The following is a 19385-nucleotide window of genomic DNA, read 5'->3' on the forward strand; positions in this document are numbered from 1 at the left end:
CACCCGCCCCCGGCTCGGCCCAGGCCGGCGACATCGTGGACAGCGCCGGCACCGTGGTCCCCAGCGCCTACGCCGCCATGGCCTACAAGTTCGCTTCCGAAGCGGGCGTCACCTACAAGTACGGCGCCGCCGCCGGCAAGACCGGCGTGGCCACGCTCCCCGAGCGCGCGGACGTCGGCACCATGAGCGGCATTGGTTCGATCTACCAGCTCGGCCGCGAGGACTCGACGAACAACATGTACGTGTCGATCCACGCCGCCGCGATCGGCGTTCCGGTCTCGAGCCAGAACGTCACCGATTCGGTGGCCTGGCTCCAGAACTCGGCCACTGACCGGCGCACCTTCCAGCAGCGCCCGCAATTGCTGTGGCAGCAGCGCCGACTGCTCCCGACCGCCATCGACGATTACCTGGCCAGCGGCCTGCTGGCACGCAACGACCCGGCCGACCTGCCGGTGGCCGAGCACCGGGGCGAGAACGCCGCGGACTCGCCCGCCACGCGCCTCTCGCTGGTCGCGACGCAAGGCAGCCCGACCAAGTCGGCGAAGCTGTACACCGTAGGCACGCTGACGGCGCAGAACCGGGCCTCGACCTCGTTCAAGCTCGGCTTCGTGCCGACTGCGGTGGCCGTCACCGGCGGTGGCGAATTTGCGCTGGTCTCAGGCTGGGACGTGCCCAACACCAAGGGCCAGGTGGCGGTTGTGTCGCTCGGCTCCGCGCCGCAGGGCTGGAAGCCCGGCGACCAGCGCTACGACTGGTGGCACGGCTGGATGGACATGATGCATCCGGGCTTTTCCGACCAGGGCAACTACGTGTTCATGAAGGTCATCGGCTACGTCGACCTGCCTTCTGACATGAAGGCGCCCACGGGCATTGCCGCGACCACCGGCATCCACCCGTACACGACGATGCTCAAGTACGACGCCGCCGGACACATCTCCAACTTCCAGATGCTGAACTCGCCGATGGCCGCCAACCGGGCCAAGATGCTGCCGGGCGGCGAGGACTACGAGCGCTACGCCAAGGGCGGCGTGGTGGTCGTGGTGTCGAAGAGCGAAAAGCGCGCGGCCTTCATCGACCTGGCACCGCTCTTCAAGTACACGAACGACATGTACCTGGGCAGCGCCGCGTCCAACCTGGAGACGCAGAACGTCGGCCTGGCCGCCACCCAGTGGCCCTACATGCTGGCCGACAAGCCGCAGGCGATGCCGGTGGTCGTGAAGACCGCCACGCTGGCCCGGCGGCCGACCGCCGTGTGGACCACGGCCACGCGCAGCCACTGGAGCAAGGACGACCAGTCGCGCATCTCGGCCTACCCCTTCTGGGCGGCCGACCCGCACTACGCCCGCGCGGCGATCGCCGTCGAGGGTGGCGAGCTGCAGCTGTACTCGCTGGGCCGCTACGCCGCCGGCCACAAGCCGACGACGCCTGCGCCCACGGACATCCAGCAGGTCGGCACGGTCGCGGGCGTCGGCGACAACATCACGCACATGGCCGCCGCCAAGGACTTCCCCGGCGTGGGCGACCCGATCAACGACCTGATCCTCTTCACCGACCGGGCGAATCGCCGCTGGGGCTGGGTGAGGCTGTCGAACGCGAGCGAAACCGCGTCCACGGGCAGCGTGCTGCGCACCATGGAAGACTCGCGCGTCGACCCGATCATGGTGACCATGGCCGACAACTACTCGACCAAGGGCAACGTGTTGACGGTCGCCGATTACGCGGGAGCCAGCATCGCCAACTACCGCTTCGGCGACGTCGTCTACCCCGACCCGAGCAGCGGCTTCTGCACCCAGGCCGGCGCCTGCCCGACGCTCAGTCAGCTCGGCGAGTTCGCCGGCAAGCTGGCGCTGCCCTTCAGGCCGACGTCTGTGCACAGCTCGAACGTGCCGTGACACGCACGCTGCGCTCAACCGACCGCAGCCATCGAGCCCCAGCCCCAGCCCGGGCTGGGGCTTTTTTCATGCGAAAGCCCGTCGGCCTAGTCGGCCCAGACGACCGCCCCCGTCCACCAGGTCGCCAGCACGACGATCCCGAAGGCGATGCGATACCAGGCGAAGGGCACGAAGCTGTGGCTGCTGATGTACTTGAGCAGCCAGCGCACGCAGAGCCAGGCGCTCACGAACGAGAAGAACAGGCCGACCGCGAACATCGGAATGTCCGCCACCGACAGCAGCGCCCGTTCCTTGTAGAGGCTGTACGCGCCCGCGCCGATCAGCGTCGGGATGGCCAGGAAGAAGGAAAAGTCCGTCGCCGCCTTGCGCGACAAGCCCAGCAGCATGCCGCCGATGATGGTGGCGCCGCTGCGGCTGGTGCCCGGGATCATCGCGAAGCACTGCACCAGGCCGACCTTGAGTGCGTCCCATGGCGTCATGTCGTCCACGTGCTCGACGCGCACCGCGCCCGGCGGCCGCTTCTCGGCCCACAGGATGATGAAACCGCCGATGATGAAAGTGCTGGCCACCACCACCGCGGTGAACAGGTGCGCCTTGATCAGCTTGCCGAAGAGCAGCCCGAGCACCACGGCCGGCAAAAAGCCGATGAGCACGTTCAGGGCGAATCGCCGCGCCTTGGGCTGACGGGGCAGTGCCACGACGGTGGCATGGATCTTCTGCCAGTAGACGATGATCACCGCCAGGATCGCGCCGGTCTGGATCGCGATGTCGAAGACCTTGGCCTTGTCGTCGTCGAAGCCCAACAACGCTCCCGCCAGGATCAGGTGGCCGGTCGACGAGATGGGCAGAAACTCCGTCAGGCCTTCGACGATGCCCATGATGGCCGCCTTGGCCAGCAAAACGATATCCACGCGCGCTCCTATTCAAGAGCGCCGATTATCGCGAGTGGGCAAGTCAGCTTGAATTCAGCCGGGCGCGCAGTGCGCGTACTGCGCTGTCGACCGTGGTCAGCACCGGCAGGCCCGAAGCCGCCTCGCAGGCCGGCCGGGCGCGCGCCATGCTGAACTGGGCCAGGGCGATGCGGGTGCAGCCCTTGTCGCGCAAGGCCCGGGCCTGCTCGGCGATGCGCTCGTCATGCCCGCGGGTGTCACCGGCATCGAGTGCGGCGAGCGCGCCCTCGGCCAGGGCGAGTTCGATCTCCACGCCCGCCGGAAACTCCGGCGGCATCGATTCGAGCGTCGGCCCGAAGCTCGCGATGAGCCCGATCTTGCCCGTGCCGGCCGCCACCTCGGCGATCATGGCCTCGTTGGGCTTGAGCACCGGCATGCCCGCATGGCGCCGCGCCACCGCCTCGATGCAGGGCCCGAAGGCCGAGCAGGTGAAGAGAATGCCCTCGGCGCCGGTGTCGACCGCGTACTGCGCCAATCGCTCGAAGCGCCCGTGCATCGCCGCATCCAGCCCCTGCCCCTTGCGTGCCAGGTCGGCCGACAGGCTGTCGTCCAGCAGGTTCATGCGCACCGCCTCGGGCCAGTCGCGCTCGAAAGCGGCATTGATCGGGTCGACGGAATGCGCCAGCGCGTGGATCAGGGCGATACGGGTCATGCAGCAGCGTGAATCTCAGATGCCCTTGGCCGAGGGATTCGCGAACGCGTCCTTCGTCTCGGCGTTGAGCGGGTAGTTGATGTTGATGTTCTTGGGCGGAATCGGCGACATGAACCACTGGTTGTAGAGCTTCTCCATCTCGCCCGACTTCATCATGCCACCGACCACGCGGTCGACCACCGCCTTGAACTGCGGGTCGTCCTTGCGGAACATCAGCGACTGGTTCTCCGTGCGCAGGCTCTCGCCGGTGATGACGAAGTCCTTCGGATTGCGCGCGTTGGCGAGTTGGCCTGCGAGCAGGATGTCATCGAGCACAAAGGCATGGGCACGGCCGCTTTCCACGAGCAGGAAGGAATCGGTGTGGTCCTTGCCCGCCAGGCTGTTGAGCTCGAGGCTCTTGGCCTTGTCGGCGTCGCGCAGCAGGCGGAACGACGTGGTGCCGGTGGTCGTCACCACCGTCTTGCCCTGCAGGTCCGCCACGCTCCTGATGCCCGAATCGGCCTTGACCAGCATGCGCACGTTGTAGCGGAAGATGTCCGGCGAAAAAGCCACCTGCTTCTGACGCTCCACCAGGTTGGTGGTGGAGCCGCACTCGATGTCGACCGTGCCGTTGCTCACCAGCGGAATGCGGTTGGCCGAGGTCACGGCCTGCCAGCGTAGCTCGATGGCCGGCATCTTCAGCTCGGTCTTGATCTCCTCGACGATGCGCCTGCAGATGTCGATGCTGTAGCCGATCGGCTTCAGGTTGGCGTCCAGGTACGAGAAGCCGAACGAAGCCTCGCGGTGCCCGATGGTGATGGCGCCGCTGGACTTGATCTTCGCGAGCGTGCCGCCGTCCTGCGCCATTGCGGCGCCGAAGGGCATCAGCGTGAGCGCAGACGCGACGAACACACCGGCGGCGCCGGCCATCTGCAGGCGTGAAAAGGCCATGGAAAACTCCTGGGAGTGGTTTAGGAACGGATGCCGGCCGCGGCGGCGCGCACCACCGTGTCGACCGATGACGCCAGCCGCGCGACGATTTCCTGCAGATCGGCCCGGCTCGCGATGAAGGGCGGCGCCAGCAGCACGTGGTCGCCGCGCTTGCCGTCGACGGTGCCGCCGAAGGGGTAGCACAACAGCCCCTGCGCCATCGCCTCTTTCTTGATCTGCACGTGCAGGTTGAGCGCGGGGTCGAAGGGAGCCTTGCTCGCGCGATCGGCCACCAGTTCCACGCCCCAGAAGAAGCCCCGGCCGCGGATGTCGCCCACGTTCGGATGCGCGCCGAGCGCTTCGCGCAGCATCGCGCCGAAGGCCTCGCCATCGCTGCGCACCTTGGCCAGCAGGCCGTCGCGATGGATCACCTGCTGCACGGCCAGCGCCGCGGCGCACGCGACCGGGTGCCCGATGTAGGTGTGCCCGTGCTGGAAGAAGCCGCTGCCCTTCGACATGGCTTCCACCACCTTGCCTTGCGCCAGCACCGCACCGATCGGCTGGTAGCCGCCGCCCAGGCCCTTGGCGATGGTCGCCAGGTCGGGCGACACGCCTTCCTGCTCGCAAGCGTAGAGCGTGCCCGTGCGGCCCATGCCGCACATCACCTCGTCGAGGATCAGCAGCACGCCGTAGCGGTCGCAGACCTCGCGCACCGCCTTGAAGTAGCCCGGCACCGGCGTCAGCACGCCGGCCGTGGCGCCGCCCACCGTCTCGGCCACGAAGGCGATCACGCTTTCGGGGCCCTGCCCGAGGATGGCCGCCTCCAGCTCGTCGGCCAGGCGCCGGCCGTACTGCTGCGGCGTTTCGCCGGCGCGCTGCTCGCGGTAGGGATAGCAGGGCGAGACGTGCGTGGCCGGCACCAGGATGGGCGCGAAGGGCGCGCGCCGCCAGGCATTGCCGCCCACCGCCAGCGCACCCAGCGTGTTGCCGTGGTAGCTCTGCCGACGGGCGATGAAGTGAGTGCGCTGCGGCTGGCCGATCTCGACGAAGTACTGGCGCGCCATCTTGAGCGCGGACTCCACCGCCTCGGAGCCGCCGCTGACCAGGTACACGTGGCTCATGCCCTCGGGCGCGGTGCGGATCAGCTCGTCGGCCAGCTGCTCTGCCGGCTCGGTGGTGAAGAAGCTGGTGTGCGCATAGGGAAGCCGGTCGATCTGCGCATGCATCGCGGCGATCACGTCCGGATGGCCGTGGCCCAGCGAGGACACGGCCGCGCCGCCCGAGGCGTCGAGGTAGTCGCGGCCCTCCGCGTCGCGGATCGTCATGCCGCTCGCAGCGACGGCGAGCCTGGGTGTGTGGCGGAGATGGCGGTGGAAGACGTGCGTCATGCGGCTGGTGGCGTGAAACCAATGTGTTGGCTGAATTATTGTTTGGAACATTTGTTCCGTCAATGGCGATCTGCAACATCGTCTGTTCCGTCCGGTACATTCGTTCCAAACCGACAAGGAGTTCCATGGGCGTCAAGGACGATCTCCGCCAGCGCTACGAGCAGCTGAGCCCTGCCCTGCAGCAGGTCGCGAAATACGTGCTCGACCATCCGAACGAGGTGGTGACCAGCTCGATGCGCACCGTCGGCACGCGCGCCGCCGCCACCCCCGCGACGCTGGTTCGCTTCGCGCAGCACCTGGGCTACCCGGGCTGGCCGCAGTTCAAGACCGCGGTGGCCGCCGAGATGGGCCTGGGCACCGACGCCTACGGCGCCCGCGCCAAGTCCCTGGTCGGCCGCGCGGCCGACAGCGGCCTGGCCGGCGAGATGTTCGAGGTGCAGCGCCGCAACCTCGACAACACCCACCGCCAGAGCGAGTCGGCGCTGCAGCGGGCCTGCGCGGTGCTGGAGAAGGCCAAGGCCGTCCATGCGGCGGGCTTCCGCGCCTGCTTTCCGATCGCGTTTTCCTTCGTCTACGTCTACCGCCTGTTCCGGCCCACCGTGCATCTGGTCGACGGCCAGGGCGGCTCGCTCGAGATGCAGCTGCGCGCCTTCGCCAAGGGCGACGCGCTGCTGGTGGCCAGCTTCGCACCCTACTCGCGCGAGGCGTTGCAAGTGGCGCAGGCGGCCAAGGCGGCCGGCCTTCGCATCGTGGCCGTCACCGACAGCATCGCCTCGCCGCTGTCGCTGCTGGCGGACGAGACGCTGCTGTTCGCCATCGACAGCCCGTCCTTCTTCCCGTCCGTCGCCGCGGGCGTCGCGGTCACCGAGGCCCTCGTGGAGATGCTCGCGAGCCGAGCCGGCCAGGCGGTGATCCAGCACATCGACGAAGCCGAAGCGCAGCTCCACGAATCGGGCGCGTACCTGCAGGCACCGCGGCCGCGCGAAGCGCCGGCATCGACATCGGTCGGCCGGCGACCCGGCAAGCCCGGCCACTGAAGCAGCGCGCCCCGGATCGGGGTAAGCCCTGCTTCAGCGCTCAACACTGTCCCACTTCGACACAGCGCGTTCGCGGCGCGCCTGCCGTGACGACACACGCGGGTTCGCGGCCGAACCGCCGTATTCCCTTGCGCGACAACGACTTGCGCCAACCGCGAGCACAGTGGCACGCGTTGGCCCATCGCTTGCGAAGTCACCCGTGGACCCTTCCCTCAACTTCACAGGAGATGACTTCATGGACATGGCCGAAATGCGCAACCTGGGTATCGCGAACCCCTTCAAGAAGCAGTACGGCAACTACATCGGAGGCCAGTGGGTGGCCCCGATCGACGGGCAGTACTTCGACAACCTCACACCCGTCACCGGCCAGCCCTTCACCAGCATTCCGCGCTCGAACGCCAAGGACATCGAGGCCGCGCTCGACGCCGCGCACAAGGCCAAGGCGGCCTGGGGCCGCACGTCGACCACCGAACGCGCCAACATCCTGCTGAAGATCGCCGACCGCATGGAGCAGAACCTGCAGACGCTGGCCGTGGCCGAAACCCTCGACAACGGCAAGCCGCTGCGCGAAACGATGGCCGCCGACATGCCGCTGGCGATCGACCACTTCCGCTACTTCGCCGCCTGCATCCGCGCGCAGGAAGGCGGCATCAGCGAGATCGACAGCGAGACCTACGCCTATCACTTCCACGAGCCGCTCGGCGTCGTCGGCCAGATCATCCCGTGGAACTTCCCGATCCTGATGGCGGTGTGGAAGCTCGCACCGGCGCTCGCCGCCGGCAACTGCGTGGTGCTCAAGCCCGCGGAGCAGACGCCGGCATCGATCCTGGTGCTGCTGGAGATCATCGGCGACCTGCTGCCGCCGGGCGTGCTGAACGTGGTCAACGGCTTCGGCCTGGAGGCCGGCAAGCCGCTGGCGTCGAGCAACCGCATCGCGAAGATCGCCTTCACGGGTGAAACCACCACGGGCCGGCTGATCTCGCAGTACGCGAGCCAGAACCTGATTCCCGTCACGCTGGAGCTGGGCGGCAAGTCGCCCAACATCTTCTTCGAGGACGTGCTCTCGGCCGACGATGCCTTCTTCGACAAGGCGCTCGAGGGCTTCGCGATGTTCGCGCTCAACCAAGGCGAGGTGTGCACCTGCCCGAGCCGCGCGCTGATCCAGGAATCGATCTACGACCGCTTCATGGAACGTGCGATCAAGCGCGTCGAAGCCATCACGCAAGGCCACCCGCTGGACACCGGCACCATGCTCGGCGCGCAGGCCTCGCAGGAGCAGATGGAGAAGATCCTGTCGTACATCGACCTCGGCAAGCAGGAAGGCGCGCAGTGCCTGACCGGCGGCGAACGCAACGTCAAGAACGGCGAACTGGCCGCCGGCTACTACATCAAGCCGACCGTGTTCAAGGGCCACAACAAGATGCGCATCTTCCAGGAAGAGATCTTCGGCCCGGTGCTGTCGGTGACCACCTTCAAGACCGAAGAAGAGGCACTGGAGATCGCCAACGACACGCTGTACGGGCTGGGCGCCGGCGTGTGGAGCCGCGACGGCGCACGCGCGTTCCGCATGGGCCGCGGCATCCAGGCCGGCCGCGTGTGGACCAACTGCTACCACCAGTACCCGGCCCACGCCGCGTTCGGTGGCTACAAGCAATCGGGCATCGGCCGCGAGAACCACAAGATGATGCTCGACCACTACCAGCAGACCAAGAACCTGCTCGTGAGCTACAGCCCGAACAAGCTGGGCTTCTTCTGAGCGCTTCCACCATGTCGTCCGACGCGCGCACGGTGACTGCCCACCCCGCGGTGGTCACCCGTGTGTCTGCGACTCCTGCCGCGCAGGCGCTCATCGAGCGCCTGCGCGCGGAGCACGGCCCGTTGATGTTCCACCAGTCCGGCGGCTGCTGCGACGGCAGCGCGCCGATGTGCTTCGCACTGGGCGAGTTCATCACGGGCGATGCCGACGTCTGCCTCGGCGAGATCGCGGACACACCCTTCTACATGAGCCGCTCGCAGTTCGCGTACTGGGAGCACACGCACCTGATCATCGATGCGGTGCCGGGCAACGGCGGGATGTTCTCGCTGGAGCGCCCGACCGGGCTGCGCTTCATCACGCGATCGCGGCTCTACGAAGACGCCGAATGGAAAGCGCTCGAAGCGCAGGGCCCGCCGTAGCCGGCACGGCCCTGCGCATCGCCATCGTCAGGGCGCCATCCACGTCACGTTGGCTTTGTCGAAGCTCGTGCGCAGGCGCCCGCTGCCGGCCAGGTCGTTGACCGCGGCCTGCAGCGCCTGGGCGAGATCGGTCGCGTCCTTCTTCACCGCCATGCCCACGGCCCAGCCATTGCGCCGGGCGCGTGGCGACGGCAGGGGTGCGATGGCGAAGCGGGCATCGCCGCGCAGCACCGATTCCAGTTCCGACGCCAGGCCGGCGGCGGCGGCCACCTCGCCACGCTGAAGCGCACGGGCTGCTTCCGCGCCGTCCTTCCACTGCGTGTCGAGCTGGTTGCGGTACGCGCCGCCATCGGCGCCGATCAGCAACCACCCGGCCAGGGTCTGCCCTGGCACCGCCACCTTCGCGCCCTTGGCATCCGCGAGCGCCGACAGCGTGTCGAGCGGCGGCAGGCGATCGACCTGGCGGGCCATCATCACGCGCTCGCGGAAATACGGCGCGAAGATGTTGGCCTGCGGTGTGTCGTCGATGAGCGGCTTGTCGACCGGCACGTGCAGCAGCACGTCGGCCGGCCCGAAGCCCAGGTAGTGGCCGCGCCACACCATGTTGCGCAGGTCGTCGGCCATGTTCTCGTCGGCCTGGAAGGGCAGCATCGACAGCTTCACGCCGAGCGATTCCGCCAGGGCCTGCGCGAGCTCGACGTCGAGGCCCTTGCCGGCGACGTGGAAGGGCGGCATGTCCTTGTAGACCGCCACCGTCAGCGTGCCGCGTTCGCGGATGCGGTCGAGCGGCCCGGCCGCCGACGCGAGCGAGGCCGCGGCCAGCCCGGCCGCGCCGATGCCGCGCAGGAAGACCCTGCGCGACGGCCTTGCCGCATGCGGCATCGGCGTGCTCTCACATGGGCTTGTCACGGCGCGTCTCGAGGTAGGCCTTGATCGACCAGATCGCCTCCTGGCTCATCGTGCCCTCGAAGGGCGGCATGTACACGGCGCCGTTGCGCGTGCGGCCGTGCCGCACCGTGCCGAGGTAGTAGTCGTCCATCTCCTTGATGCACGCGGCCTTCTTCGCGGCGTCCTTGAGTGCCGCGCAGTCGTTGTCGATCTTGCGCAGGTCGGGTGCGATGCCGCCCGAGATGGCCTCGATGCCGTGGCAACGCGCGCAGTTCTGGTTGTAGGCCGAGGTTCCGATCTTGATCGCGGCCGCGTTGCCGCGGTACGGGTTCTCCGCACGCCAGTCCTTGCCCAACTCTTGCAGGCCCTTGGTGTCGACGGCCTGCGGCGTCACGTCGCCGTGCGCCCAGGCCGCGGCGCCTGCGGCCACGCACAAGGCGGCGGCGAGAAGAACACCGGCCTTGCGGGCCATCGCGCGAGGCGAGGCTCTTGTAGCGCCGGTGTCGGCGCCTCGCCGCCCCGCCCGCGTATCGAAAATCGTCATGTCAGGTCTCCGTCAGTGAAAGTGGGAACATGAGCGAATCCGCAAACGCCGTGCCACGCGGCAGGTGTTGCAGGCGGGAACACTAATTGCGTGGGTTGTTCCGCTTTTGTGGCATCCTTGTCGGCCATCAGGGGCCGCGTCGGAGAGAGGGGGCGCGGACTGTACCGAAATGGAACACGCAGCCCGGCGACAGCACTGAACACGATCGAGACAACCTGCTCAGCAGAAGCAGAGGAGACTAGACACATGGTTGCACCCCACCGTCCCCTGGCCACCACGGCCAGGACCTGGACCATTCCCGCAGCCCTGCCCTGCGCGGCCCAGCCGGAACGCACCGAACTCATCGAGCAATGGCATCAACGATGCTCGGCGCTGGGCCTGACCCGCGCCGAACGCGTCGACTTCGACCCCTTGATGCGCAGCGACCTCACCGTGGCGCGCGAACGCAACCAGCGCCTCTTCACCCACGCCGCGCCGGTGATGGAGATGCTGTTCGAACAGATCGTCGACACCGAAAGCATGATCGTGCTGGCCGACGTGGCCGGGACCATCCTCCACTCGGTCGGCGACGACCGGTTCCTGCAGCGCGCCGACAAGGTGGCGCTGGCGCCCGGCGTCAACTGGGCCGAGCATTCCAGGGGCACCAACGCCATCGGCACCACGCTGTTCGAAGAGGCGCCCACCGTCGTCCATGGCGACGAGCATTTCATCCACGCCAACAGCTTCCTCACCTGCTCCGCGGCCCCCATCTTCGACCCGCGCGGCAACATGCTGGGCGTGCTCGATGTCACCGGCGACCAGCGCTCGTACCACCAGCACACGATGGGGCTGGTGCGCATGTCGGCCCGCATGATCGAGAACCAGTGGCTGTCGGACGACTACGGCAACCGCCTGCGCCTGCACTTCCACACGCGTGCCGAATTCATCGGCACGCTGCTCGAGGGCATCGTCGTCGTCGGTGCCGACGGCAAGGTGCTCGGGGCCAACCGCAGTGCGCTCGACCAGCTGGGCATGAGCAGTGCGGCATTGCGGATGCACAGCCTGACGAGCCTGTTCGGCACGTCGGTGCCCGCCGTGTTCGATCACTTCCGTTCACCGCTGCCCTTGCCGATGACGCTGAGCCTGTCCAACGGCCGGCAGTTCTACGTGCATGCGCGCTTCAACGGCCCGCAGCGCGCCATGATGATGGCCGCGCATGGCACCGAGCCCGCAACGGACGTGATCGTCAACGAACGGCCGGGCCCGGCCGACACCCGCAAGGCGTCCGAAGCGCTGGCCGTCGACACGGCCCATTCGGCCCAGGGCACCTTGTTCTCCGGCCTGCACTACCTCAACACCGGCGACCCGCAGATCGGCGCGCTGGTGCAGAAGGTGCAGCGCGTGCTCAATCGCGACATTCCGCTCTTGATCCTCGGCGAAACCGGCACCGGCAAGGAGTTGCTCGCACGCGCCGTCCACCAGGATTCGAACCGCGCCAAGCAGCCCTTCGTCGCGGTCAACTGCGCTTCGATCCCCGAGTCCTTGATCGAGGCCGAACTCTTCGGCTACGAGGACGGCGCCTTCACCGGCGCGCGGCGCAAGGGCGCGGTCGGGCGCATCGTGCAGGCCAACGGCGGCACGCTCTTCCTCGACGAGATCGGCGACATGCCGCTGCCGCTGCAGGCGCGGCTGCTGCGCGTGCTGCAGGAGCGCAACGTGACGCCGCTGGGCAGCCTCAAGTCGATTCCGGTGGACATCGCCGTGATCGGCGCCACGCACCGCAAGCTGCGCGACATGATCGAGGCCGGTACCTTCCGCGAAGACCTGTACTACCGCCTGAACGGGCTCGTGGTCAAGCTGCCGGCGCTGCGCGATCGACGCGACCTCGACATCGTGGCGCGACGCATCCTCCTGTCCGAATGCCCGCATGCGACGCCCGAGATCAGCCCATCGGTCATGGCGCTGTTCAAGGCCTACGCATGGCCCGGCAACGTGCGGCAACTCGCGAACGTGTTGCGCACGGCGGTCGTCATGGCGTCGGGCGAGGGGCAGATCGACGAGCACCATCTCTCGGACGACTTCCTGGAAGACGCGCGATGCGCGCGTGGCGCGCGACAGGTGCCGGTTGCAGCCATGCCGGCAGCCGAGCCGCTGCAGCCGGCACGCGCGGAGTGGCCCGGCGAAGATCCGGCGGCCGTGCGCTCGATGCCCATCGACTTTCCCGTCGACCGCGCCGGCGCCACCACGCCGCAGCCAGCTGCCGAATGCGCCGCCGCACCTCGCACTTTGGGCGAAGCCGAGATCGACCTGATCAAGAACACGCTCAGTGCCGCCAACGGCAACATCTCCGAAGCATCGAAGCGGCTCGGCATCAGCCGCAACACGATCTACCGCAAGCTCAAGTGGGGGAAGGACTCCTAGGGGATTCCCCTGTGCCAGCGTCGCACGGCGCTGTTACGCAATGGAGCAGTGGAGCACGGCACGCCGCCTCGGGCGTCGCCTGAAGGGGTTCCGTCGACCTTCATCGCCCTTCGCATCAGGGCAATCACCAGTCTTTTGGTCGCCGCCGCGCTGTCTCGCCACAGGCATGCGATTTGCGGAACGAGTGGGGCCAGCCAGGCAATCCCGCCTGGGCTGCTTTCGCCCCAAGGAGACTCCATGCAATGGTCGCAACCCGCGTTTGAAGACATGCGCTTCGGCTTCGAAATCACGATGTACATCGCGAGCCGCTGAGCCAGCACGTGGCGGCAGCGCGGCCCTTCGTCGCGCTGCCGTCCACGTCCCCCGCGACATCCAAGTTGTTCTCCCCATGAAAATTCTCGTGCTCGGCTCGGGCGCCGGCGGCGGCTTCCCGCAATGGAACTGCAACTGCCGACAGTGCGCCGGCCATCGGATGGGTGCCCTCACGGCACATGCGCGCACGCAAAGCTCGATCGCGGTGTCAGCCGACGGCGAGTCGTGGGTGCTGCTCAACGCATCGCCCGACATCGGCCAGCAGATCCGCGACCACGCCCAGCTCCATCCCCGCCACGGCCTGCGCAGCACGCCCATCAAGGCGGTCGTGCTGATGGATGCGCAGATCGACCACGTCACCGGCCTGCTCGGCCTGCGCGAAGGGCCCTGCCTCGACGTCTACGCGACGCCCTGCGTGTTCGAAGACCTGACCACGGTGTTCCCGGTGCTGAGCGTGCTGGAGCACTATTGCGGCACGCGCTGGCACATGCTTCCGATCGCCGGGTCGCAGACCAGCGCCGCCTTCGTCGTCGACGGCATGCCGTCGCTGCGCTTCAAGGCCGTCGCCATTCCGGGCAAGGCGCCGCCCTATTCGCCGCACCGCCAGGAGCAGGCGGTCGGCGACAACATCGCCCTGCTCGTCGAGGACGTCGTCGACGGACGCCGGCTCTTCTACTCGCCCGGCCTCGCGGAGGTCGGCACGCAAGAGTTGCAGTGGATGAGCGACGCCGATTGCGTGCTCGTCGACGGCACTTTCTGGGCCGAAGAGGAAATGCGGCACGCCGGCCTCAGCGGCAAGACGGCCAGCGAGATGGGCCACCTGCCGCAGATCGGCGACGACACGCGCATCGGCATGCTCGACGTGATGCTGGCCACCAAGGCCAGCCGCAAGGTGCTGATCCACATCAACAACAGCAACCCGATCCTGGACGAGGCCAGCGAGCAGCGCCGCCTGCTCGACGGCCACGGCATCGAGGTCGCCTACGACGGCATGGAGATCACGCTGTGAACGCCGAACTCGCCTTCCCCGAAGCACGCCCGGCCTCGCTCGAGGCGGCGCGCGACAAGCTGCAGCGCCTCTGGGCCTTCGACGAGTTCGAAGCCCGGCTGCGCGCCTGCGAGTCGCGCTATCACATCCACCACCGCTTCAACCTGCGGCTCAACCGCGGCGAGCTGCAGCCCTTCCAGGTGCGCGCCTGGGTGGCCAACCGCTACTACTACCAGGTCGCCATTCCGCGCAAGGACGCCGCGATCATCTCCAACTGCCCCGACCGCGACGAGCGGCGGCGCTGGGTGCTGCGCATCCTCGACCACGACGGCCGCGATGCCTACGACGGCGACGATGCCGGCGGCATCGAGGCGTGGGGCCGGCTCGCGCAGGCCGTCGGGCTCGACCCGGAAGACCTGCGCACGCATCGCCATGTGCAGCCCGGCGTGCGCTTCGCCGTCGATGCCTACGTCAACTTCGCGCGCCAGCGCCCGTGGGAAGAAGCCGCCATCTCGTCGCTGACCGAGATGTTCGCGCCCAAGATCCATGCCGACCGGCTGGCCGCCTGGCCGACGCTCTACCCCTGGATCGCGGCGGATGGCCTGGGCTACTTCCGCAGCCGCATCCCGCTCGCCACGCGCGACGTCGAGCACGGACTCGAGGTGGCGCGCAGCTGGTGCACCACGCGCGCACGACAGGAGCGCGCGATCGCGATCCTGAACTTCAAGCTCGACATCCTCTGGTCGATGCTCGACGCCATCGAGCGCGGCTTTCCCGACGACATGCCCGAGGCGCAACGGCCATGATCGCCGCCGACGCACGGCTGCGCATGTCGACGCTCTTCCGGATGCAGTTCGAGCCGGCGCAGGACAGCTGGGTGCTGCTGTATCCCGAAGGCATGGTGCGGCTCAACACGCCGGCGGCCGAGATCCTGCGGCGCTGCGACGGGCGCCGCACCGTCAGCGACATCGTCACCGAACTCGAAGCCGAGTTCGCCCAGGCGCCCCTGCACGACGACGTGGTCGTCTTCCTCGGCCAGGCGCTCGAGCGCGGCTGGCTGCAGTAGACGGAGCCGACGTGTCAGCCCAAGTCGATCGCGGCGCGGTGCGGCCACCGTTCTGGCTGCTGGCGGAACTGACCTACCGCTGTCCGCTGCACTGCGTGTTCTGCTCGAACCCGGTGGACTACGCGCACCATGATGCCGAACTCGACACCGCCACCTGGAAGCGCGTGCTCGTCGAGGCGCGGGCACTGGGCGCCGTGCAGCTCGGCTTCTCGGGCGGCGAGCCGCTGCTGCGCGACGACCTGGAAGAACTCGTCGCGCACGCACACGGCCTGGGCTTCTACACCAACCTCATCACCTCGGGCGTCGGCCTCACGGCCGCGCGCGCCAGGGCACTGAAGGCCGCCGGCCTCGACCACGTCCAGCTGTCGTTCCAGGATTCGACGCGCGAGCTCAACGACTTCATCAGCTCGACGAAGACCTTCGAGCTCAAGTCGAGGGTCGCGGCCATCATCAAGGCCGAGGGCTACCCGATGGTGCTGAACTGCGTGATGCACCGCTTCAACCTGCAGCACGTCGACCGCATCATCGACATGGCCGAGCGCATGGGCGCCGACTACCTCGAACTCGCCAACACGCAGTACTACGGCTGGGCCTGGCTCAACCGCGCGGCCCTGATGCCGACGGTGGACGAGTTGCGCGATGCCGAGGCCATCGTCGACAGCCACCGCCGGCGGCTCGCCGGCCGCATGAAGGTGCTGTGGGTCTCGCCCGACTATGCCGATGCCAAGCCCAAGCCCTGCATGGCCGGCTGGGGTGCCGTCTTCATGGTCGTGGCGCCCGACGGCCTGGCCATGCCCTGCCACAGCGCGCGCATGCTGCCCGGCGCGCCGCTGCCGAACCTGCAAGCCGTGTCGGTACGCGATGCCTGGTTCGACAGCGAGGCGTTCAACCGCTACCGCGGGCAGGCCTGGATGAAAGGCGCCTGCAGCGACTGCGACGAGCGGCACCACGACTTCGGCGGCTGCCGCTGCCAGGCATTCCTGATCGCGGGCGACGTGGCGGCGACCGATCCGGTCTGCCCGAAGAGCGAGCACCGCGGCTTGGTCGACGGCATGCTGGCCGCGACCGCCACCCACCGCGCGGAGAGCAGCGCGCTGCAAGAACAGCCACTGCGCTTCGTTCCCGGCGCGCGCCGCGCCGCGGGCCTGGTCTACCGAAGCGACGAGAACTCCGTCGGGTGCAGCGATCGCAGCGCGGAGGGCATCTCCACATGCTGAAGATCCACGGCCTCACGCAGCGCTACGGCGCGCGGGTCGCGCTCGATGGGTTGAGCCTGTCGATCGCGCGCGGCGGCTTCGTGGTGCTGCTGGGTCCGAACGGCGCGGGCAAGTCCACCCTGTTCCAGGTGCTGACCGGCCTGTTCGCGGCCGATGAAGGCGACGTGGAAGTCGCAGGGCTGTCGATGCGCACGCAGGCCCGTCATGCACTGGCGCACATCGGCGTGGTGTTCCAGCAGCAGTCGCTCGACCTGGACCTGAGCGTGGCGCGCAACCTGCAGTTCCATGCCGACCTGCAAGGCCTGCCGGCCCCTGTGTCGCGCGAGCGGATCGCCTTCGAGGCGGCGCGCTTCGGCTTGCTGGCCGACATGCAGCGCAGCGTGCGCGAGCTGTCGGGCGGCAACCGCCGCAAGGTCGAGCTGGTGCGCGCGCTGCTGCACCGCCCGCAACTGCTGCTGATGGACGAGGCCACCGCCGGGCTCGACCCCAAGTCGCGCCGCGACCTCGTCGACGGCTTGCGCGACGAGGTGCGGCAGCGCCAGGTCACGGTGCTCTGGGCGACGCACCTGGTGTCCGAGGCCGAGCGGGCCGACCGCGTGCTCGTGCTGCATCGCGGGCGGCTGCTGGCCGATGGATCGCCGGCCGACGTCACCTCGACGCTCGGCGGCGCGACGCTCGAAGCGGCGTTCATCGACGCCACGCGGTAGCCGATCGCACGGATCCGCACCATCGCACCGATCTCACCGATCACACACGACGACCTTGCAGGAGACGAATCACATGACCCCATCGAACAGGCTCGCAACGACGCTTGCCTTCTCTTGCGCCTGCGCCTTCGCCTTCGCCGCGACACCGGCGTCGGCCAAGGACAGCCAGCTCGCCTACGTGTCCAGCGAGAAGGACAACGCCATCACCATGGTCGACCTGAAGACCCTGGCGGTCGTGGGCGTCATTCCCACCTGCAAGCGCCCGCGGCACATGCAGCACTTCAACGGCGGCACGCAGTTGATGGTCGCCTGCAGCGACTCCGGCCGCGCCGACATCATCGACCTGTCGACGCGCAAGTCGGTCGGCAGCACGCCGCTCGGCGACGACCCCGAAGTGTTCGACCTCTCGCCCGACGGCAAGACGGCCTTCGTGTCGGCCGAAGACGACGGCTTGCTCAACGTGTTCGACCTCGCGTCGAAGAAGCTCGTCAAGGGCATACCGGTCGGCAAGGAGCCCGAAGGGGTCAAGGTCTCCCCGGACGGCAAGCGCGTGTACGTGAGCTCCGAGGTGGCCAACATGGTCCACGTCGTCGACACCGCCACCCTCAAGGTCATCAAGAACATCCAGGTCGGCAAGCGCCCTCGCCGCTTCGCCTTCTCGGCCGACGGCGGCGAATTGTGGGTGACCAACGAGCTCGGCAGCAGCGTCACCGTGATCTCGACGGCGCAGCTGAACGTGCTGGCCACCGTGGCCTTCGAGGTCAAGGGCATGCGGCCCGACGACATCACGCCGGTCGGCATCGCTTTGTCGCGCGACGCCAAGACGATGTACGTCGGGCTGGGCCGGGCCAACCACGTGGCCTTCGTCGACGTCGCCTCGCGCAAGACCACGGACCTGGCCTTGGTCGGCAAGCGGGCGTGGGGCGTGGCGGTGAACGCCGACGGATCGCGCCTGTTCGTGGCCAACGGGCTGTCCGACGACATGACCGTGGTCGACACGCGCACGGCCAAGCCGATCAAGACGGTGGCCGTGGGGCGGGTGCCGCACACGGTGGTGATCGATGACTAGCGCCGAAGCCCGGCGCGGCCTCGCGGCGGTGGGGCTGCTCCTGGTGGCGCTCGCAGGCAGCCCATCCGCCGCGACGCTCACGATCGGCATCGTCCAGCGCGCGGAAGACGACCGCCTGGAGCCGGCCCGCGTCGCGCTGGCCTACCCGGGGCAGCCCGGCGGCCGCGCGCGCGACGCGGTGGACCTGGCCATCGAGGAGACTCAGTTCGAGCTGGACGCCGCGGGGCTGCAGGTCGCAGTCAGCGTGCGCGATGCGACCTCCGCCGACGACGCCGTCACGCAGATGCGCCAGCTCGACAAGGCCGGTGCCGCGGCCGCCCTGCTCGACCTGCCGTCGCCGTGGATGGCCGCCGCCAGCGCGGCGAGCGCGATACCGCTGATCAACGTCGGCGACAGCGCCGAATCGTCGCGACAGCTCAATTGCCGCGCCAACCTGTTCCACGCCTTGCCCGGCGACCGCATGCGCGCCGACGCGCTGGGGCAGGCCCTGCTCGTTCGCAAGTGGACGCGCGTGCTGCTGCTCGCCGGCCCCCGCCCCGACGACGCGTCGCGACTGGCCCTGGCACAGGCCGCGCTGAAGCGCCTCGGCCTCAAGCAGGTGGCCGTGAAGAACTTCAAGCTGTCGGCCGACCCGCGGGAGCGCGACCTGGCGAACCCGCTTCTGCTGACCGGCACCGCGGCCGTCGGCGGCGACTACGACGTCGTCTGGGTGGTGGACGGCGACGGCGAGTTCGCTCGCACGCTGCCCTATCGCATCGCGTTGCCGCGCCCCGTGGTCGGCGACGCCGGCATGAGCGCGGCGGCCTGGGCACCGCATTTCGACCGCTACGGCGCGCCGCAGCTCGAACGCCGCTTCAGGCGCGAAGCCCGCCGGCCGATGACCAGCCACGACTGGGCCGCCTACATCGGCGCCAAGGCCCTGCTGCAGGCCGCGCTCCAGCAGCCCGCCGCGCCCCAGCCCGCCAGGTTGAACGCTGCGCTCAACCGCGCCGACTTCACGCTCGACGGCTTCAAGGGCATGCGCCTGAGCTTCCGCGCCTGGGACCACCAGCTGCGCCAGCCGATGCTGCTGACCGACGGCATGGCCGTCATCGGCTCGGCGCCGGTCGAGGGTGTGATGCATGCGAAGAACGTGCTCGACACGCTCGGCACCGACGCGCCCGAGTCCTCCTGCAAGGCCGCGCCGTGAGC

General features: G+C 68.6%; 19 protein-coding genes. 13 read left to right on the forward strand and 6 right to left on the reverse strand.

Translation table 11 applies throughout. The features are described from left to right. Positions 1 to 1892 (forward strand): hypothetical protein (locus B0W80_RS35670; RefSeq protein ID WP_077001922.1); only part of this gene is annotated, 1892 nt, incomplete at its 5' end. 86 nt (positions 1893 to 1978) lie between these two features. On the opposite strand, the gene B0W80_RS25325 is transcribed toward B0W80_RS35670, so the two are convergent. From B0W80_RS25325 to B0W80_RS25340, 4 genes are read right to left on the reverse strand one after another with little or no spacing between them, the layout of a single operon-like run. Then, positions 1979 to 2803, reverse strand: coding sequence for an undecaprenyl-diphosphate phosphatase (locus B0W80_RS25325; RefSeq protein ID WP_077001923.1), 825 nt, complete (start codon positions 2801 to 2803; stop codon positions 1979 to 1981). Positions 2804 to 2846: 43 nt separating this feature from the next. Further along, a complete protein-coding gene (locus B0W80_RS25330; RefSeq protein ID WP_077001924.1) occupies positions 2847 to 3494 on the reverse strand; it encodes an aspartate/glutamate racemase family protein in 648 nt (215 codons plus the stop codon). Between the two features lie 15 nt (positions 3495 to 3509). Continuing rightward, positions 3510 to 4424 carry a transporter substrate-binding domain-containing protein gene (locus B0W80_RS25335; protein WP_077001925.1) on the reverse strand — a complete coding sequence of 305 codons (915 nt, stop codon included), beginning with the start codon at positions 4422 to 4424 and terminating at the stop codon, positions 3510 to 3512. A 20-nt stretch (positions 4425 to 4444) separates the two neighbouring features. Further along, positions 4445 to 5791, reverse strand: coding sequence for an aspartate aminotransferase family protein (locus tag B0W80_RS25340; protein ID WP_077001926.1), 1347 nt, complete (start codon positions 5789 to 5791; stop codon positions 4445 to 4447). Between the two features lie 125 nt (positions 5792 to 5916). Between B0W80_RS25340 and B0W80_RS25345 the strand changes: the two genes are divergently transcribed. The 3 genes from B0W80_RS25345 to B0W80_RS25355 all read left to right on the forward strand — a co-directional run bounded on the left by B0W80_RS25345 (position 5917) and on the right by B0W80_RS25355 (position 9003). Beyond that, positions 5917 to 6828, forward strand: coding sequence for a MurR/RpiR family transcriptional regulator (locus B0W80_RS25345; protein ID WP_077001927.1), 912 nt, complete (start codon positions 5917 to 5919; stop codon positions 6826 to 6828). A 235-nt stretch (positions 6829 to 7063) separates the two neighbouring features. Further along, positions 7064 to 8584 (forward strand): aldehyde dehydrogenase, encoded by a 1521-nt coding sequence (gene adh, locus B0W80_RS25350; RefSeq protein ID WP_077001928.1) that lies wholly within the window; start codon positions 7064 to 7066, stop codon positions 8582 to 8584. Positions 8585 to 8595: 11 nt separating this feature from the next. Then, complete coding sequence (locus tag B0W80_RS25355) at positions 8596 to 9003, forward strand: DUF779 domain-containing protein (RefSeq protein ID WP_077001929.1); 408 nt, start codon at positions 8596 to 8598, stop codon at positions 9001 to 9003. Between the two features lie 27 nt (positions 9004 to 9030). Here the strand turns inward: B0W80_RS25355 and B0W80_RS25360 are convergent, their stop codons facing one another. After that, positions 9031 to 9912: an ABC transporter substrate-binding protein gene (locus B0W80_RS25360; RefSeq protein WP_256856686.1), complete on the reverse strand. Its 882-nt coding sequence runs from the start codon at positions 9910 to 9912 to the stop codon at positions 9031 to 9033. Next, positions 9896 to 10363, reverse strand: a complete 468-nt coding sequence (gene pedF, locus B0W80_RS25365) for a cytochrome c-550 PedF (RefSeq protein WP_077001931.1) — start codon at positions 10361 to 10363, stop codon at positions 9896 to 9898. The genes B0W80_RS25360 and pedF overlap by 17 nt, the downstream gene beginning before the upstream one ends. A 318-nt stretch (positions 10364 to 10681) precedes the next feature. Here pedF and B0W80_RS25370 point away from each other — a divergent pair, with 318 nt between their 5' ends. The 9 genes from B0W80_RS25370 (at position 10682) to B0W80_RS25410 (ending at position 19383) form a co-directional block, all read left to right on the forward strand. Continuing rightward, positions 10682 to 12835 carry a sigma-54-dependent Fis family transcriptional regulator gene (locus B0W80_RS25370; RefSeq protein WP_077001932.1) on the forward strand — a complete coding sequence of 718 codons (2154 nt, stop codon included), beginning with the start codon at positions 10682 to 10684 and terminating at the stop codon, positions 12833 to 12835. 237 nt (positions 12836 to 13072) lie between these two features. After that, positions 13073 to 13147, forward strand: a complete 75-nt coding sequence (pqqA, locus tag B0W80_RS36525; RefSeq protein WP_143684781.1) for a pyrroloquinoline quinone precursor peptide PqqA — start codon at positions 13073 to 13075, stop codon at positions 13145 to 13147. A 76-nt stretch (positions 13148 to 13223) separates the two neighbouring features. Continuing rightward, on the forward strand, positions 13224 to 14156 hold the full coding sequence (gene pqqB / locus B0W80_RS25380; protein ID WP_077001934.1) for a pyrroloquinoline quinone biosynthesis protein PqqB: 933 nt from the start codon (positions 13224 to 13226) through the stop codon (positions 14154 to 14156). A gap of 59 nt (positions 14157 to 14215) precedes the next feature. After that, positions 14216 to 14941 (forward strand): pyrroloquinoline-quinone synthase PqqC, encoded by a 726-nt coding sequence (pqqC, locus tag B0W80_RS25385; RefSeq protein ID WP_143684782.1) that lies wholly within the window; start codon positions 14216 to 14218, stop codon positions 14939 to 14941. Continuing rightward, a complete protein-coding gene (gene pqqD, locus B0W80_RS25390) occupies positions 14938 to 15201 on the forward strand; it encodes a pyrroloquinoline quinone biosynthesis peptide chaperone PqqD (protein ID WP_077001936.1) in 264 nt (87 codons plus the stop codon). Before pqqC ends, pqqD begins: the two co-directional genes overlap by 4 nt. Before the next feature lie 11 nt (positions 15202 to 15212). Beyond that, complete coding sequence (gene pqqE, locus B0W80_RS25395; protein ID WP_077001937.1) at positions 15213 to 16418, forward strand: pyrroloquinoline quinone biosynthesis protein PqqE; 1206 nt, start codon at positions 15213 to 15215, stop codon at positions 16416 to 16418. After that, on the forward strand, positions 16412 to 17125 hold the full coding sequence (locus B0W80_RS25400; protein WP_077001938.1) for an ATP-binding cassette domain-containing protein: 714 nt from the start codon (positions 16412 to 16414) through the stop codon (positions 17123 to 17125). Before pqqE ends, B0W80_RS25400 begins: the two co-directional genes overlap by 7 nt. A gap of 73 nt (positions 17126 to 17198) precedes the next feature. Beyond that, positions 17199 to 18194 carry a PQQ-dependent catabolism-associated beta-propeller protein gene (locus B0W80_RS25405; RefSeq protein WP_077001939.1) on the forward strand — a complete coding sequence of 332 codons (996 nt, stop codon included), beginning with the start codon at positions 17199 to 17201 and terminating at the stop codon, positions 18192 to 18194. Next, entirely contained in the window at positions 18187 to 19383 is a 1197-nt protein-coding gene (locus B0W80_RS25410; protein WP_077001940.1) for an ABC transporter substrate-binding protein, read from the forward strand. The genes B0W80_RS25405 and B0W80_RS25410 overlap by 8 nt, the downstream gene beginning before the upstream one ends. Positions 19384 to 19385 lie beyond the last annotated feature (2 nt).

Source organism: Variovorax sp. KK3 (assembly GCF_001984055.1).
In the GTDB taxonomy this organism is placed as follows: domain Bacteria; phylum Pseudomonadota; class Gammaproteobacteria; order Burkholderiales; family Burkholderiaceae_C; genus Variovorax.

Coding starts and splice junctions, on each gene's coding strand:
- B0W80_RS25330 (WP_077001924.1), bottom strand. CDS start 3,494: ATGACCCGTATCGCCCTGATCCACGCGCTGGCGCATTCCGTCGACCCG.
- B0W80_RS25335 (WP_077001925.1), bottom strand. CDS start 4,424: ATGGCCTTTTCACGCCTGCAGATGGCCGGCGCCGCCGGTGTGTTCGTC.
- B0W80_RS25340 (WP_077001926.1), bottom strand. CDS start 5,791: ATGACGCACGTCTTCCACCGCCATCTCCGCCACACACCCAGGCTCGCC.
- B0W80_RS25345 (WP_077001927.1), top strand. CDS start 5,917: ATGGGCGTCAAGGACGATCTCCGCCAGCGCTACGAGCAGCTGAGCCCT.
- adh (WP_077001928.1), top strand. CDS start 7,064: ATGGACATGGCCGAAATGCGCAACCTGGGTATCGCGAACCCCTTCAAG.
- B0W80_RS25355 (WP_077001929.1), top strand. CDS start 8,596: ATGTCGTCCGACGCGCGCACGGTGACTGCCCACCCCGCGGTGGTCACC.
- pedF (WP_077001931.1), bottom strand. CDS start 10,363: ATGGCCCGCAAGGCCGGTGTTCTTCTCGCCGCCGCCTTGTGCGTGGCC.
- B0W80_RS25370 (WP_077001932.1), top strand. CDS start 10,682: ATGGTTGCACCCCACCGTCCCCTGGCCACCACGGCCAGGACCTGGACC.
- pqqB (WP_077001934.1), top strand. CDS start 13,224: ATGAAAATTCTCGTGCTCGGCTCGGGCGCCGGCGGCGGCTTCCCGCAA.
- pqqD (WP_077001936.1), top strand. CDS start 14,938: ATGATCGCCGCCGACGCACGGCTGCGCATGTCGACGCTCTTCCGGATG.
- B0W80_RS25400 (WP_077001938.1), top strand. CDS start 16,412: ATGCTGAAGATCCACGGCCTCACGCAGCGCTACGGCGCGCGGGTCGCG.
- B0W80_RS25405 (WP_077001939.1), top strand. CDS start 17,199: ATGACCCCATCGAACAGGCTCGCAACGACGCTTGCCTTCTCTTGCGCC.
- B0W80_RS25410 (WP_077001940.1), top strand. CDS start 18,187: ATGACTAGCGCCGAAGCCCGGCGCGGCCTCGCGGCGGTGGGGCTGCTC.